This window comes from Actinoallomurus sp. NPDC052308 (assembly GCF_040679195.1).
Lineage (GTDB): Bacteria > Actinomycetota > Actinomycetes > Streptosporangiales > Streptosporangiaceae > Actinoallomurus > Actinoallomurus liliacearum.
In genome coordinates this window covers 528,474-543,200 of sequence record NZ_JBFAUM010000002.1, presented here as the reverse complement: position 1 = coordinate 543,200, position 14,727 = coordinate 528,474, and the positions used below count along the sequence as shown (strand labels likewise).

14 protein-coding genes are annotated in these 14,727 nt (G+C 71.0%); 9 read left to right on the top strand and 5 right to left on the bottom strand.

The window, feature by feature from the left end; genetic code table 11:
* Positions 1-11: 11 nt before the first annotated feature.
* The 4 genes from mscL to AB0L00_RS08525 all read right to left on the bottom strand — a co-directional run bounded on the left by mscL (position 12) and on the right by AB0L00_RS08525 (position 5,343).
* Entirely contained in the window at positions 12-434 is a 423-nt protein-coding gene (mscL, locus tag AB0L00_RS08540) for a large conductance mechanosensitive channel protein MscL (protein ID WP_364430233.1), read from the bottom strand.
* A gap of 312 nt (positions 435-746) precedes the next feature.
* Positions 747-2,153, bottom strand: a complete 1,407-nt coding sequence (locus AB0L00_RS08535) for an amino acid permease (RefSeq protein ID WP_364430230.1) — start codon at positions 2,151-2,153, stop codon at positions 747-749.
* Positions 2,154-2,260: 107 nt separating this feature from the next.
* Entirely contained in the window at positions 2,261-3,688 is a 1,428-nt protein-coding gene (locus AB0L00_RS08530) for an ATP-binding protein (protein WP_364430227.1), read from the bottom strand.
* Positions 3,685-5,343: an FAD-dependent oxidoreductase gene (locus AB0L00_RS08525; protein WP_364430225.1), complete on the bottom strand. Its 1,659-nt coding sequence runs from the start codon at positions 5,341-5,343 to the stop codon at positions 3,685-3,687. The genes AB0L00_RS08530 and AB0L00_RS08525 overlap by 4 nt, the downstream gene beginning before the upstream one ends.
* A gap of 364 nt (positions 5,344-5,707) precedes the next feature.
* On the opposite strand from AB0L00_RS08525, the gene AB0L00_RS08520 reads away from it, so the two are divergent.
* From AB0L00_RS08520 to AB0L00_RS08480, 9 genes are all read left to right on the top strand, one after another.
* On the top strand, positions 5,708-6,514 hold the full coding sequence (locus AB0L00_RS08520; RefSeq protein WP_364430222.1) for a L,D-transpeptidase: 807 nt from the start codon (positions 5,708-5,710) through the stop codon (positions 6,512-6,514).
* Positions 6,515-6,561: 47 nt separating this feature from the next.
* Positions 6,562-7,197 carry a choice-of-anchor P family protein gene (locus AB0L00_RS08515; protein ID WP_364430220.1) on the top strand — a complete coding sequence of 212 codons (636 nt, stop codon included), beginning with the start codon at positions 6,562-6,564 and terminating at the stop codon, positions 7,195-7,197.
* 487 nt (positions 7,198-7,684) lie between these two features.
* Entirely contained in the window at positions 7,685-9,205 is a 1,521-nt protein-coding gene (locus AB0L00_RS08510; protein WP_364430218.1) for an ATP-binding protein, read from the top strand.
* A 101-nt stretch (positions 9,206-9,306) separates the two neighbouring features.
* Positions 9,307-9,720, top strand: a complete 414-nt coding sequence (locus AB0L00_RS08505; protein WP_345354716.1) for a roadblock/LC7 domain-containing protein — start codon at positions 9,307-9,309, stop codon at positions 9,718-9,720.
* Positions 9,717-10,076: a DUF742 domain-containing protein gene (locus AB0L00_RS08500; protein ID WP_364430215.1), complete on the top strand. Its 360-nt coding sequence runs from the start codon at positions 9,717-9,719 to the stop codon at positions 10,074-10,076. Before AB0L00_RS08505 ends, AB0L00_RS08500 begins: the two co-directional genes overlap by 4 nt.
* Positions 10,057-10,665 carry an ATP/GTP-binding protein gene (locus AB0L00_RS08495; protein WP_364430212.1) on the top strand — a complete coding sequence of 203 codons (609 nt, stop codon included), beginning with the start codon at positions 10,057-10,059 and terminating at the stop codon, positions 10,663-10,665. Before AB0L00_RS08500 ends, AB0L00_RS08495 begins: the two co-directional genes overlap by 20 nt.
* Positions 10,665-11,915 (top strand): cytochrome P450, encoded by a 1,251-nt coding sequence (locus AB0L00_RS08490; RefSeq protein ID WP_364430209.1) that lies wholly within the window; start codon positions 10,665-10,667, stop codon positions 11,913-11,915. Before AB0L00_RS08495 ends, AB0L00_RS08490 begins: the two co-directional genes overlap by 1 nt.
* Positions 11,916-12,070: 155 nt before the next feature.
* Positions 12,071-12,637 (top strand): hypothetical protein, encoded by a 567-nt coding sequence (locus AB0L00_RS08485; protein WP_364430207.1) that lies wholly within the window; start codon positions 12,071-12,073, stop codon positions 12,635-12,637.
* Complete coding sequence (locus AB0L00_RS08480) at positions 12,544-13,335, top strand: hypothetical protein (protein ID WP_364430204.1); 792 nt, start codon at positions 12,544-12,546, stop codon at positions 13,333-13,335. The genes AB0L00_RS08485 and AB0L00_RS08480 overlap by 94 nt, the downstream gene beginning before the upstream one ends.
* Before the next feature lie 105 nt (positions 13,336-13,440).
* Here AB0L00_RS08480 and AB0L00_RS08475 read toward each other — a convergent pair whose 3' ends face one another.
* Positions 13,441-14,595 carry an ADP-ribosylglycohydrolase family protein gene (locus tag AB0L00_RS08475; protein ID WP_364430202.1) on the bottom strand — a complete coding sequence of 385 codons (1,155 nt, stop codon included), beginning with the start codon at positions 14,593-14,595 and terminating at the stop codon, positions 13,441-13,443.
* Between the last annotated feature and the right edge of the window lie 132 nt (positions 14,596-14,727).

The window sequence follows — 14,727 nt, the reverse complement described above, 5'->3', positions numbered from 1 at the left end:
CTCAGGCTCCCTCAGACGATCGGCAGGGGCTGTTCGGTCGCCGGCGTGATGACGGCCGTGCACTCCGGGCACCGCCGCGCCGCCAGGGGGATCTTCATCGTGCACTCGGGGCAGTCCCGCTCGGTCGCCGCCTGCTTCCGATCGAACAGGTGCAGTACGCGCGTGACCGGCAGGACGATGACGAAGTAGATGACCACCGCGGAGATGAGGAAGGACACCGCCTCGGTGAGGAAGGCCCCGTACGTGAACTTGGCCTTGCCGACGGTGAGGACGAGGCTGGTGAAGTCGGGCTTCCCGCCCACCACTGCCAGCAGCGGATTGATGAAGGAGTTGACGAAGCTCTTGACGAGGTTGCTGAACTGGGTACCGATCACCACGGCGACGGCGAGGTCGACGAGGTTGCCGCGCAATATGAACTTACGAAATCCGCTCATCACGGCAGGCAGTATTCCCGTCTGACGCCCTCTATGCTCCGGATTGCCGCCAAGTCCGAACTCCGCGTAGCGGCGAGTGGCTGCGCCCGGTCCGCTCGTGCCTTATCCGGGAATGGCGCCGGAGTCGGCGAGATCCGCGTCGATCAGGTCTTTGAGCAGCGCCGATGCCCCGCCGCCGCGGCCACCGGCTGGGTGCGCGGCAGGTCGGCCCGGGCCGTGGCCTGAGCCGTCAGGCCGACGGCCCCGGGCTCCTACGAGACCGGGCCACCGGCGACCGGCCACCGGCGATCGGTCACCGGTCGCGGGCGGCGGTCAGCGCTCGGCGGTGACGGCGTTGGCGCCGCTGGGTTCGGCGCTGCCGGCCTCGGCGGTGTGGCTCCGGCCGTGGCGGATGAACGCGGCGATGAGGACGACGGCGGCGACCACCACCGACCACAGGACCTGCGGCCGGCCACTGTCGTCGAACAGCATCGTCACGAGGATCGCGGCGATGCCGGCGATCGTGGCGATGGTGAGGTACGGGAACAGCCACATGCGGACGAGCAGGCGGTCGGGCGCCTCGCGCTCCAGGCGGCGGCGCATCCGCAGCTGGGACACGGCGATCACGGTCCACACGAACAGGGCGACCGCGCCGGAACCGTTCAGCAGGAAGAGGAAGACGGTGTCCGGGCTGGTGTAGTCGAAGATGACCGCCACGAACCCGAAGGCCACCGAGATCCAGATCGCGACGTGCGGGACGCCGCGCGCGGTGGTGGCGCCGAACACCTTCGGCGCGTCACCGCGCTCGGCCAGCGAGAACGCCATCCGCGAGGCTGTGTAGAGGCCGGAGTTCAGGCAGGACAACACGGCGGTGAGGACGATGACGTCCATGATCGTTCCGGCCCCGGAGATGCCGATCCGGTCGAGGACCGCGACGTACGGGCTCTTGGCGACGTCGCTCGCGCTCCAGGGCAGCAGCGTGATGACGACGGCGATGGAGCCGAGGTAGAAGACCAGGATCCGCCAGATCACGCTGTTCACGGCGCGCGTCACGGCGCGGCCCGGGTCCTGCGACTCGCCCGCCGCGATGGTGACGATCTCGCTGCCCATGAACGCGAACACCACGGTCAGCAGGCCTGTGACCACCGCGCCGGACCCGCGCGGGAAGAAGCCGCCGTGCCCGGTCAGGTTGCTCATGCCGACGGCGTGCGTGCCGGGCAGCAGCCCGAAGATGGCGAGGAGGCCGAGCACGATGAACACCGCGATCGCGGCCACCTTGATCGTGCTGAACCAGAACTCGAACTCGCCGTACGAGCCCACCGAGAACAGGTTCGTCGCGGTGAGCAGGATCATCAGGGCGAGCGCCAGCAGCCACTGCGGCAGGGCCGGGATCCAGCCGTGCACGATCTTGGCGCCGGCCGTCGCCTCGACGGCCAGGACGACCGCCCAGAACCACCAGTACAGCCAGCCGATCGTGAAGCCGGCCCAGCGGCCGATCGCACGGTCGGCGTAGGCCGAGAAGGAGCCGGTGTCGGGGGAGGCGGCCGACATCTCGCCGAGCATCCGCATGACGAGGACGACCAGCAGGCCGGCGATCGCGTACGAGACGAGGATCGCCGGCCCGGTGGTGTGGATGCCGGCACCCGACCCGACGAACAGCCCCGCCCCGATGACGCCGCCGATGGCGATCATGCCGACGTGGCGGTTCTTCAGCCCCTTCTGGAGGCTCTTGTCGGCCATCTACCCCTCCTGATCACTTACCGCAGCTAGATCGTCACACCGCAGGCTCAGAGGAGCTTATGTGGTGACCGAGGGGTGATTGTCCAGTCAGGGAGAGTTGAAACCCGTCAGGTCTCGGGTTGCTCGGTCAGCGGCAGGAACACCTGGAAGCGGGTGTCGCCCGGCTCCGAGGTGACCCGCAGGTCGCCGTGATGCCGGTTCGCGACGATCCGCCAGGAGATGTCCAGCCCCAGCCCGGTGCCCTCGCCGACCGGCTTGGTCGTGAAGAACGGCTCGAAGATCCGCTCCCGCAGGTCGGCCGGGACGCCCGGTCCGGTGTCGCAGATCTCGACCAGCACCCGGTCGTTGTTCCGGCCGGTGCGGATCGTCAGCGTGCCCTCGCCGCCCATCGCGCCCAGCGCGTTCTCGATCAGGTTGGTCCAGACCTGGTTGAGCTCGCCGGCGTACGCCGGGATCTCCGGGAGCGACCGGTCGAAGTCCTTGACGACCCGGACGCCCTTACCGATCTTCCCGGACAGCATGACCAGCGTGGAGGTCAGGCCGTCGTGGACGTCGATCCACTGGAACGGGGCCCGGTCCATCTGGGAGTACTGCTTGGCCTTGCCGACGAGGGCGGAGATCCGGGTCGTGGCGTCCTCGATCTCGCCCATCAGCGTCTCGGTCTCCACGGCGTAGCCGAGCCAGCGCAGCGCGGTGTTGAGGTCGTTCGCGCCGACGGCCGCGCGCACCTCCTCCAGGCGCTCCACCGTGATGCCCGCCGGCACGAACACCGCGGCGAGGTCCCACCCGGCCGCGACGTCGTGCTCGTCGAACCAGTCGGCCAGTTCGTCCTCGCGGTCCGCGGTCTGCATCGCGCTCAGCCGCGGCGCGTCGGCGACCTGCTTGACCAGCAGCTCCTGGACCTCGATGAGGCGTTCGAGCAGGTCGGGATCGATGTCGTTGCGGGCCAGCAGCGCCAGCTTGTGCCGCATCCCGGCGACGCGCTCGCGCAGCGCGGCCGTCGCCCGGACCGCGGCGGCGGCCGGGTTGTTCAGCTCATGGGTCAGCCCGGCCGACAGCGAGCCGAGCGCGATCAGCCGCTCCCGCCGGCCGATGAGCGCGTCGGTGGCGCGTTTGCCGAGGAACATGCCCTCGAGCAGGTGCGCGGCCATCGGGAACCACGCGACGAAGCGCTCGCCGAACTCCGCCGCCGGCAGCGTGAGGAAGCTCAGGTCGGTGACGGCGTACACCGACGCGGAGTAGCGCTGGTCGTCCCGTCGCCCCATGAGGAACTCGGTCGCCCCGCAGTACACCCCGCGCTGGTCGGTGCGGACGAGCTCCACCTCGTCGCCGTGCACCGTACGGCACATGCGCAGTGTGCCGGACAGCAGCACGTAGAAGCAGGTGGCGGGGTCGCCCTCGGCGATGACCCGGGCCTGCGCGGGGTGGTGCTCGACGCCGGCGTGCTCGGCTACCCAGGCCAGTTGCTCGTGGGAGAGCCCCTCGAACAGGAAGAGGGTGCGGAGTCCGTCGGGGGTGAGGGTTTCGGTGCTCAACGCTCCTCCAGGTACCGATGCACGAGAGCGACGGCCATCGCGCCCTCGCCGACGGCGGAGGCGACCCGCTTGACCGACTGCGAGCGTACGTCACCGGCGACGAACACTCCGGGCATGGACGATTCGAGGTACAGCGGATCGCGGTCGAGGGTCCAGCCCGGTGGGCGGCGCCCCTCGCGCAGCAGGTCCGGGCCGGTGCACACGAAGCCGTGCGAGTCCCGGGAGATCGTGTCGCCGAGCCACTCCGTACGCGGCGCCGCGCCGATGAACACGAACAGGTGGTTCGTCGGCAGCGTCTCCGTCTTCCCGGTCTCGGCGTCGCGGAGCGTCACCCGCTCCAGGTGCTCCTCGCCGTCCACCGCCTCGACGGTCGTGCGCACCCGCACGTGGACGTTGCCGATGTTCCGTAGCTGCTCGATCAGGTAGTGCGACATCGAACGCTCCAGCGCCGGCCCCCGTACGAGAAGGGTGACCGAACGGGCGTGGTTGGAGAAGAACACGGCGGCCTGCCCGGCGGAGTTCGCCCCGCCGACGATGTAGACGTCCTTGTCCTGGCAGGCCGGGGCCTCGGTGGACGCCGAGCCGTAGTACACGCCCTGCCCGGTGAGCCGCTCCGCGCCCTCGGCCTCCAGCGCGCGGTAGTAGACGCCCGTGGCCAGGACGACCGCGCGGGCGGCGATCTCCGTGCCATCGCCGAACGTGATCACCCGGGCCGGGCCGCGGGCGGTCAGCCCGACGACGTCCCGGGCGGTGAGCACCTCGGCGCCGAACTTCGCCGCCTGGCGGCGCGCGCGGTCGGTGAGCTGCGCGCCCGAGACGCCGTCGGGGAAGCCGAGGTAGTTCTCGATCCGGGAGCTCTGCCCGGCCTGGCCGCCGGTGGCCTTCTTCTCCACGAGGACGGTGTGCAGGCCCTCCGAGGCGCCGTACACCGCGGAGCCGAGCCCGGCCGGCCCGCCACCGATCACCACGAGGTCGTAGAACTCGGCGGCCGGTTCGGTCGAGAGCCCGACCGCGGAGGCGATCTCCGAGCCGGTCGGCGCGCGAAGCGTCTTGCCGTCCGGAGTGATGACCACCGGGATCTCGTCCGGCGCCGCGCCGGCCGCCTCGAGCAGCCGGGTCGCCTCGGGCTCGTCCACGGAGTACCACCGGTACGGCACCGAGTTGCGGGCCAGGAACTGCCGCATCTCGTACGACGGCCGCGACCAGCGGTGCCCGATGAGCTTGGTCTCCTCGACCGGCCGGTCGCCGACGGCGCGCCAGGTCTCCACCAGCGCGTCCACGACCGGGTAGAGCTTCTCCTCCGGAGGGTCCCAGGGCTTGAGGAGGTAGTGGTCGACGTCGACGACGTTGATCGCCTGGATCGCCGCGTCCGTGTCGGCGTACGCGGTCAGCAGCGCGCGCCGGGCGTGCGGGAACAGGTCCATCGCCTGCTCGAGAAAGGTGATGCCGTTCATGTTCGGCATCCGGTAGTCGGCCAGGATCGCGGCGACCGCGTCGCCGCGCAGCTTGATCTCCCGCAGCGCGTCGAGCGCGTCGGCGCCTGAGTCGGCACGTACGACGCGGTAGTCGTTTCCGTAACGTCGCCGCAGGTCGCGGGCGACGGCGCGGGACACCGACGGGTCATCGTCGACCGTCATCAGGATCGGCATGCTCATGGCCTGAATCATTCCAGCCCGCGGTCTTCCGGGGGAGAGCCGGTCGCCCCGTCCGCGGCCCGCCCGATCCGGCCCGTACGGGCGTGGCGAACTCCGCACCCTCGTGTGAGATCCCGGTCGGCCTGTCGAGGTCAGGTCATTGTCACCGTACGGTGACCATGCCGATATCCAGCGTCATCTCCGCACGTGGGTATCTGTTGTCAATTGATTTCGGAGAGTGGCAGACGTTCGCATGATTACTTGTGGTAGTTATGTGGCTTCCCTCCGAGATCACGGTCTCGCGAGATCCCGCTCGCCTCCCCCTGCATCACGATCTACGGGAGTATTCGTGACCGATCGTTCCAATCGCGCTGGTCGTCGCCGTGTGGCGACGGCCCACCCGCCGGTGCGCGCCCGCGGTCTGATGGCGGTCGCCGCCGTCACGGTGGCCGTCGCGCTGCCGGTGACGGGCTGCGGCGGCGGCAAGAGTCACTCGCCGACCCCGGCCGGCGGCGGGCCGGCGGCGTCGCCCGCCGGAAAGCTGCCGCAGGCGACGACCTACACCACGCTGAAGGGTCTCGGGCAGGACACCGCCGACGCGATGTCCGACGGCACGGTGGTGCACCCGAAGGCCGCCGTGCCCGTGTCGGCCACCGCCGGGGGACCGGCGGTGGCCGTGCTGCCGAGTACCCAGCTCGGCAGCCCGACCTGGGTGCCGGTCGTCGAGACCAAGTCGGGGTGGGACCGCGTTCTGCTGCCCAGCCGGCCGAACCGCTCGACCGGCTGGATCCCCACCGGGAAGGTCGGCCTGGACACCGCCCGCAGCCCGTACGAGATCAAGGTCGACACCTCGGCGCGCACGCTGACGCTCACCAAGTCCGGCCACAAGCTGGGCACCTGGACCGTCGCGGTCGGGGCGGCCAAGACGCCGACCCCCGTGGGCCGGACGTTCCTGCTGGCCTCCCTGGCGCCCGCCAAGAAGACCTACAGCCCGCTCATCCTGCCGGTGGGGGCGCACTCCGAGACGCTCGACACGTTCGGCGGCGGCCCGGGCACGGTCGCGTTCCACGGCTGGCCGAGCGCGTCGGTCTTCGGCAAGGCGGTCACGCACGGCTGCGTCCGCGTCCCCGCTGACGCGCTGAAGCAGTTGTCCGAGGTCCCCCTCGGCACGTCGGTCCTCGTCACGGCCTAGCTCTCGAGGGAAGCGTTCGCGCTTTCACCTACTTTCAAGGAGTCACCATGCGTTCGATACGTCTGGCCGCCTGCGCGGTGGCCGCCGGTGCGCTGGCCGCGCCCCTGGTCATGAGCGGCACGGCCTCGGCCACCGGCGGGACGGGTTCCGCCTACGGTCTGGCCGCCACCGGTCTGGTCGCCATCCCCGCGACCCCCGCCGTCGCCGCCACCGCCGACAGAAGCCTGCTGCACCTGCCGGCCAACCCCCTCATCGACGTCAAGGTCCTGCACGTCACCGCCAAGCCGGCCTACGCCCGCGCCAGCGTCACCGACCTGAGCGTCGCCAAGGCCGCCCTCAGGGCCCACCTGGTCACCGCGACCTGCACGGCGGGCACCGCCACCAGCCACCTGGTGAACGCCACCCTCGCCGGGCGCCGCCTGGCCGCCGACGCCGCGCCCAACAGCGCCCTCACCATCCCCGTCCAAGGGCTCGGCACCGCCAGCGTCACCCTCAACAAACAGGTGCGCAACGCCGACGGCACCCTCACCGTCACCGCCATCGAGGCCGTCCTGCCCCTCGGCCCCGGCCACACCCAGACCCTCAGCGTCTCCTCGGCCACCTGCGCCGGCATCCGGAAGGAGCCGCCCGGGCAGGCGCCGAAGCCCGAGCCGGTCCCCAGCGACCTGCCCGTCACCGGCTGAGGACACCCACGACGCGACGGCCTCCGGGTTCACGACCCGGAGGCCGTCGCGCTGTGCGAAGACGGCGACCACGGGTCGGTGCCGAGCCGGGTCCTCCGGTGCCGAATGGCCGGGCAAAGCGTGGAATGTCCCTGAAAAGCGACAAAACGTTCCGCTGTAACTACCGAGCGACTACTATCTGCGTCCCATACGCGGCCTGGCCACTGCCAGGCCCCAGGGTGCACATCTCGGCTGAGGCGAGGGATCGAGATAGAGACGTACGACCGCGCGGATCGGCGGAGGCGAATCCTCTTTAGTTCCTGTCGTTCTCTGCGGTTCGTCCGGCGGCCCTCGGCCGAGGACTTCACCGTCCACCGCGTCGAACGGTGCGCGCACACCGATTTATCGGCCATTCCCTAGCGCGATCCTGCACCCCACGCGGGGACGGCTCGCCCACGGCTCCGGAAGACTCCGTTCTTTGCTCCAACCGCCGACGAGGACCTGATTGATGTCAGCACACGTTCCTACCCACCAGCGGGCCGAGCGCCCGCCGATGGACCGGGCCCTACTCGTCCTGCTGGCCGCGGTGGTGGTCACCGGCGGCGTCTGCCTGGGGGTGACGGCCGCGGTTCCCGCCACGGATCGCGGGCTCGTCGCCGCCTGCACCGGGGTGGCGGCACTCGTCCTGTGCGCCGCGCTGTCGTTCGCGGCCTACGGGTTCCAGACCGCACGCATCCTCCGCGACCGTCTCGCGGCGATGGAGTCGGAGGTCACCCGGCTCGCCGACCATACTCTGCCCGCGGTCGTGAAGCGGCTGCGCGAGGGGGCGTCCGGCGACACGGCGATGTCCTCGATCGAACAGCCCGCCGACGCCGCGTACCGGCGGATCCTCCGCGTCCTCGTCGACGAGGTAGCCCGGGGAGAGCGCATGCGCGCCGCCGCCATGTCGGTCTGCGCGAACGCCGCCGGTCGCGTCCAGGCCCTCGCCACCAGCATGCTCGCCGATCTCCGCGAGATGGAGAACAAGCACGACGAGGCGGTCCTCGGCGACCTGCTCAAGCTCGACCACACGACGGCGCAGGCCGGTCGCCTGGCCGACAGCATCGCCGTGCTCACCGGCGCCCGATCCGGACGACGCTGGACCAAGCCGATCGTGATGGAGAGCATCCTGCGCGGCGCGGTCGGCCGGATCAGCGCCTATCAGCGTGTCCGGGTCCACTCCACCAGCGCCGTCGCGGTCGCGGGCTACGCCGCCGAAGGCGTCATGCACGCCCTGGCCGAACTGATGGACAACGCGACGAGCTTCTCCCCGCCGTCCGAAGAGGTGCACGTCTACGTCGAAGAGGTGCACGCGGGCGTCGTGGTCACGATCGAGGACGGCGGCCTGGCGATGAGCGCCGCCGCGCTGGAGCGCGCGGAGCGGGCGGTCTCCTCCGCGGAGCTCGACCTGACCTCGTTGTCCGGCACTCGGCTCGGCCTCGCGGTGGTGGGCTGCCTCGCCCGTAAGCACGGCCTCACGGTGTCCTTCCGGCCGTCCTCCCGTGGCGGCACCGGAGTCGTCGTCATGATCCCGAGGTCGCTGATCACCCAGCCGGGGCCGGCCGCCGTACCGAGCGGGGCCCGCGTCGTGGGCCTGGACACCCGCCGTACCGAGAGCGCCCGGGCGGACGCGGCCATCCGGACCGCGGCCCCCGAGCCGGGTGCGGTCGCCACGGTGGAGGCCACGAGCGTGGCGCCCGCCGACGCGCCGGTCACCGAGGAGACCGCCGACCCGGCGACGGAGCCGCCCCATCTCCCTGAGGCCGGCGGCGAGACCGTCCCGGGCGGCGATGAGATGATCGGCGGGCTGCCCAGACGACGGAGAGGCCAGACGCTGGCGGCGGCCACCGCCCGGGCGTCCGAAGAGCCCAAGCCCCGGGCCGAAAGGCCCGCGACCGACCCCGGAGCGAGGTTCCGAGCCTTCCGGGAGGCCGGTCGCCGCAAGCGCGCGAGCGGTGACGCGCCCGCTCCCGAGACGGATGAGAGCTGAACGCGTCGCTCACCCTGCCAGGCTGGAATGACAAGACAACAGATTGGAGGCAGGGGACGAATCTCCGGCGCCCACGCCCGGATCACCGCCCCGCACCAACCATGAAGACCACAGATCGCGACCTCGACTGGCTGCTGGAGAACCTTCTCGAGAGGACTCCGGAGAGCCGGCACGCCCTCGTCCTGTCCAAGGACGGGTTGAAGCTCTGCCACACGTACGGGCTGAGCGTTGACCAGGCCGACCAACTCGCCGCGATCGCCTCGGGCATCCAGAGCCTGTCCTACGGCGCCTCCGCGGAGTTCGGCGACGGATCCGGCGGCCTCCGCCAGTCCATGACCGAGTTTCACGGTGGACTGCTGTTCATCGTCGAGGCGGGGGAGGGCGCCCACTTGGCCCTCATCGCCGGTGAGGACGCCGACGTGGGTGTGATCGGCCACAACATGCACGAGCTGGTCGAGCAGCTCGGCGAGTACCTGGTCGCGCAGCCCCGGCAGCAGGGCAGTGCCTCCCGATGACGTCCCGGTCTGTCGACAGAGAGGACCCGGACCGGCTGTACATCGTCACCGGTGGCCGCAGCCGGGTGGACGAGAGCTCGATCGACATCGTCTCCCTGATCGTCAGCGAATGCGATCCCGCGCCGGGCATGCAGTCCGAGCACGTGAAAATTCTTCAGATGTGCACGAATCCGATGGCGGTCGTGGAGATCGCCGCCGAGCTCGGGCTGCCGGTCAGCGTGGTGAAGATCCTGCTGTGCGACCTGCTCGACACCGGCCGGATCACCGCACGTCATCCGACGGTGGCACCCGCGAAGACCAGACTCCCCGAACCCGACATCCTGAAGCAGGTGCTCCTTGGACTTGAAAAGCTCTGACCGGGTCACCAGCGCGCCGCTGCGGAGCACCGCCAGCAACGCACTGAAGATCGTCATCGTCGGTGGCTTCGGCGTCGGCAAGACGACCATGGTCCGGTCGGTCAGCGAGATCCGCCCGCTCAGCACCGAAGAGGTCATGACCCGGGCCGGAGTCGGGATCGACAACGCGGCCGGCGTTCAGGACAAGACCACCACGACGGTGGCGTTCGACTTCGGGCGGATCAGCCTGAACGACCAGATGGTGCTGTACCTGTTCGGCGCCCCGGGTCAGCAGCGGTTCTGGTTCCTGTGGGACCGGCTGTTCTCCGGCACCCTCGGGGCGGTCGTGCTCGTCGACACCCGGCGGGTCCAGGACTCCTGGTACGCCATCGACCGTCTCGAGCACCACGGGATGCCGTTCATCGTCGCCCGCAACGACTTCGGCGGGCCGGCGCACAAGCTGGAGGACATCCGGGCGGCGCTCGATCTGTCCGAAGACATCCCGCTGATCGAATGCGACGCCCGTGAGCGCGATTCGAGCAAGAAGGTGCTGATCACGCTCGTGAACCACCTGTACTCGCTGTCCACGGCTCAGCAGGAAGGTATTTGATGACTCAGCAGCCGCCGGAGACCGGGCCGCCGGCGATCGAGGAGCATCCGGACGCGGTCCCGCTGTACGGGCCGCGCTACCAGGAGAACCCCGCCGAGCTGTACCGGGAGCTGCGGGAGACGCACGGCCCCGTCGTGCCGGCTCTGCTCGAAGGCGACATCTTCGCCTGGCTCGTGATCGGCTACCGGGAGCTGCACCAGCTCTTCAGCGATCCGCAGCTGTTCGCCCGCGACCCGCGCATCTGGAACCAGTGGCCGAACATCCCGCCGGACTGGCCGCTCATCCAGTACACGTCGTACCAGCCGTCGGTGCTCTTCGGCGAGGGGCCCGAGCACCAGCGCCGGGTCGACGCCATCAGCGACGCCATGTCCGGGGTCGACCAGTTCGAGCTGCGGACCCGGTGCGAGGAGATCGCCGACGCGCTGATCGACGACTTCGCCGGCAGGGGCGAGGCCGAGCTCATGACGCAGTACGCCTACTCGATGCCGGTCATGGCCATCGCCCAGATCATCGGCATCCCGATGGCCGACGTGGACAACACCGCGCGCGATGTCGTCACCTCCCTCGACGGCGGCGAGGCGGCCATTCCGGCCTACGAGCGGATCGCGGCCACGATGCAGCGCCTCATCAAGGCGAAGCGCGCGGAGCCGGGCCCGGACGTCACCTCGCGGATGCTGGCCCACCCTGCGGCCCTGACCGACGAGGAGCTGTTGTTCGACATCATCCTCCTCACGGTCGCGGCCCAGGAGCCGACGGCGAACTGGATCGGCAACGCCCTCCAGCTGATGCTGACCGACGACCGGTTCTCCCTCACCCTCTCCGGCGGGCGCCGTAGCGTCAGCCAGGCGCTCAACGAGGTGATGTGGGAGAACATCCCGGTGCAAGGCAGCCTCGGGCGGTGGGCCACCCGCGACACGCAGCTCGGCGGGCGGCGCATCCAGGCCGGTGACGCGCTCCTCCTCGGCCTGGCCGGGGCGAACGCCGACCCGTACGTCCGGCCCGCCGGGACCGGTGTGCCGGACAACAACGCGCACCTGTCCTTCGCGCACGGCAGCCACGGCTGCCCGCACCCGGCGCCGGAGCTCGCGGAGGTCATCGCCCGGACCGCGGTGGAGGTGCTTCTCGACCGTATTCCGGACGTGGCCCTCGCGGTGTCCCCCGAGGAACTGACGTGGCGGTCGTCGTTCCAGATTCGGGGCCTGCTCTCGCTGCCCGTCAAATTCTCCCCGGTATCCGTCGCCCGGCCATGATCCATGGCATCCTCGGTGCCCGGCGCCGGGGCGTGCTCGATCCGGCGCCCGGCGCTGACTCCGGTCCACGCAGCCGACCCGGCGCCCGGCCCCGATCGGGGGCCGGGCCCGCGCCCCGTACCGGGTTCTGACCCCACCGCCCTGGGAAGGCAGTCATGACCGACACCGAGCCGACGATCGGGCCCTTGGGCCCTCCGCCGCCCGTCCCTCCGGACGCCGTGCCGCTGTACGGACCGCGTTACGACAAGGAGAACCCCGCCCGGCTCTACGGGGAACTCCGGAACCGGCAAGGCACGGTGCTGCCCGTCCTGCTCGAAGGCGACGTGCCGGCGTGGCTGATCATCGGTTACCGGGAGGTCCACCAGGTCCTGAGCGACTCCACGCTGTTCGCCCGCGACTCCCGCCGCTGGAACCAGTGGCCGAACATCCCTGCGGACTGGCCCCTGATGGCGCTCGTCGGCTACCAGCCCGGATCGATCCTCTTCAGCGAGGGGGCCGCCCACCAGCGGCGGGCCCAGGCGATGACCGACGCGATGGCGGAGGTCGACCGGTTCGAGCTGAGGACCCGGTGCGAGCGGATCGCCGACGAGCTGATCGATGAGTTCTGCGGCAGCGACGGGCCGAGCTCATGGTCCAGTACGCCAACCGGATCCCGGCCCTGGCGCTCGCCGGGATGTTCGGCCTGGCCGAGTCCGAGGCATGGAGCATCGCGGAGGACGTGATGGCCGTCCTGGACGGCGGCGAGGGCGCGCTCGAGGCGTACCAGCGGTTCGCGGGCGCGATGGGGCGGCTGCTGGCGGCCAAACGCGCCGAGCCGGGCGCGGACGTCGCCTCCCGGATGCTGAACCATCCCGCGGAGCTCACGGACGAGGAGCTCACCCAGGACCTCCTCATCATGATGATCGCCGGTCAGGACCCGACGGCCAACTGGATCGGCAACACGCTGCGGCTCATGCTGATCGACGACCGGTTCTCCCTGACCCTCGCGGGAGGGCGGCGCAGCGTCGGGCAGGCCATGAACGAGGTGCTGTGGGAGGAGTCGCCCGCCCAGAACACCTTCCGCTGGGCCACCCGCGACACCCGCCTGGGCGGGCGCCAGATCCGGGCCGGTGACGCCGTCGTCATCTGCCTGGCCGGCGCGAACTCCGATCCGCTGGTAATGCAGCCCCAGGACGCCGGATCGCGGGGCAACCACGCCCATTTCTCCTTCGGCCACGGCGACCACGGCTGCCCCTTCCCGGCGCCGGAACTCGGCGAGATCATCGCGGAGACCTCCGTCGAAGTGCTCCTGGACCGCCTGCCGGACGTACGGCTGGCGGTACCGGCGAACGAGCTCGTATGGCGGCCGGCCTTCCGGGTGCGCGGGCTGACCGAACTGCCGGTGAAGTTCTCCCCGGCACCGGCCGTGACGAGGGTGTGATCCCCGCCAGGCCGTGAGGCCGCGTCAGCCGGCGGGCACTACCGGGGTACGGCCGGCGGTAGGCGGGTTCGGCTGATACGGCGCGGCGGCACCGGCCGCATCCGCTCAGGCGCGGGTGTGCCAGCTCATCGGCACGTCATCGGTCGTCGGGTCGGTCGGCGCGTTCGGGCCGAACTCCAGCGCGGCGTCGGCGGCGATCTGGACGATGACGCGCCGCAGTTCGACGCCCGCCTGCCAGTGGCCGGGCAGCGCCGTCGTGCCGTACCGCGCGCCCAGCAGGTTGCCGCAGATCGAGCCGGTGGAGTCGCTGTCCCCGGAGTGGTTCACCGCGAGCCGCAGCGCCCGCCGTACGACGTCGGCGGGCGCGCCGTCCCGTACGGCCAGTGCGGCGCACACCCCGATGGCCAGGGCCTCCTCACCGGTCCAGCCGCCGCCGAGGGTCTCCAGCCGCTCGGGCGTGAGCGCCGCGCCGTCCCGGGCCAGTGCCACCGCCGCGTCGAGCGACGCCGAGGTCTCCTCGTGCCCCGCGTACGACTCCAGCACCGTACGGGCGGCGTCGAGCGCGTCGGCCAGGTCCGCGCCGCGCAGCAGGCCCCAGACCGTCGCGGCCAGCACCCCCGCCGAGAGATATCCGCTCGGATGGCCGTGCGTCAGGGCGGCGGACGTGGCGCCCATCGCGAACGCCGCGCGGCGGCAGTCGGCGACGCCCTCCGGGACGCGCGGGGAGAAGGGGAAGCCCGCCGGCGCCGCACGCATGACGCCGCCGCAGCCCTTCGAGTCGTTGATGGGCTCCTCGATGCCGCCCACCGGGACGTACGGACGCCGCCGTGCGGCGACCGTGTGCAGGGCGCTCAGGCAGGTCTTGCCGGGGCCCCGCCGCTCGTGCATCTCCGGCTGGGCGAACAGCCAGCCGCCGCCGAGGTCCTGATCGGGGAACTCCTCGCCCTGCGTGCGCAGCCACTGCAGGTACGCGGCCTGGAGCAGACCGGGCGCCGCGCCGCCGATGCCCTTGCTCCGCTCGCGGATCGACGCCTGGATCAGCGCCTCGGCTGTGAACAGCGTCATCTGGGTGTCGTCGGTGACGGCGCCCGCCCGCACCCGCGCGTCGCTGTACTCGGTCAGCCCCGCGGCGCCGTGCTTCGCGCGGATCTCCGCGATCGGCCGGCCCTCGATCGGTGCGCCGAGCGCGTCGCCTATCGCGCCGCCCAGCAGGCAGCCCAGCATGCGGTCCGGATCCGGGAATGTCATGCGATCGCCCACGCCGGTAAGTCTGCCAGGGGCCGGATCCGGACTCCGTCGCCACGTGTCGCTCGGTTCCGACTACTAGGAGCGTTTCTTGTCGCTACTCTGCTCCCGTGAATGGCCTATTTGAGGACGCAACGGACAAGCCGC

What these genes read in the sequence shown, in the direction of transcription:
- AB0L00_RS08525 (WP_364430225.1), bottom strand. Translation starts at nt 5,343, where the DNA reads ATGAGCATGCCGATCCTGATGACGGTCGACGATGACCCGTCGGTGTCC.
- AB0L00_RS08485 (WP_364430207.1), top strand. Translation starts at nt 12,071, where the DNA reads ATGACCGACACCGAGCCGACGATCGGGCCCTTGGGCCCTCCGCCGCCC.
- mscL (WP_364430233.1), bottom strand. Translation starts at nt 434, where the DNA reads ATGAGCGGATTTCGTAAGTTCATATTGCGCGGCAACCTCGTCGACCTC.
- AB0L00_RS08480 (WP_364430204.1), top strand. Translation starts at nt 12,544, where the DNA reads ATGGTCCAGTACGCCAACCGGATCCCGGCCCTGGCGCTCGCCGGGATG.
- AB0L00_RS08505 (WP_345354716.1), top strand. Translation starts at nt 9,307, where the DNA reads ATGAAGACCACAGATCGCGACCTCGACTGGCTGCTGGAGAACCTTCTC.
- AB0L00_RS08510 (WP_364430218.1), top strand. Translation starts at nt 7,685, where the DNA reads ATGTCAGCACACGTTCCTACCCACCAGCGGGCCGAGCGCCCGCCGATG.
- AB0L00_RS08515 (WP_364430220.1), top strand. Translation starts at nt 6,562, where the DNA reads ATGCGTTCGATACGTCTGGCCGCCTGCGCGGTGGCCGCCGGTGCGCTG.
- AB0L00_RS08490 (WP_364430209.1), top strand. Translation starts at nt 10,665, where the DNA reads ATGACTCAGCAGCCGCCGGAGACCGGGCCGCCGGCGATCGAGGAGCAT.
- AB0L00_RS08535 (WP_364430230.1), bottom strand. Translation starts at nt 2,153, where the DNA reads ATGGCCGACAAGAGCCTCCAGAAGGGGCTGAAGAACCGCCACGTCGGC.
- AB0L00_RS08500 (WP_364430215.1), top strand. Translation starts at nt 9,717, where the DNA reads ATGACGTCCCGGTCTGTCGACAGAGAGGACCCGGACCGGCTGTACATC.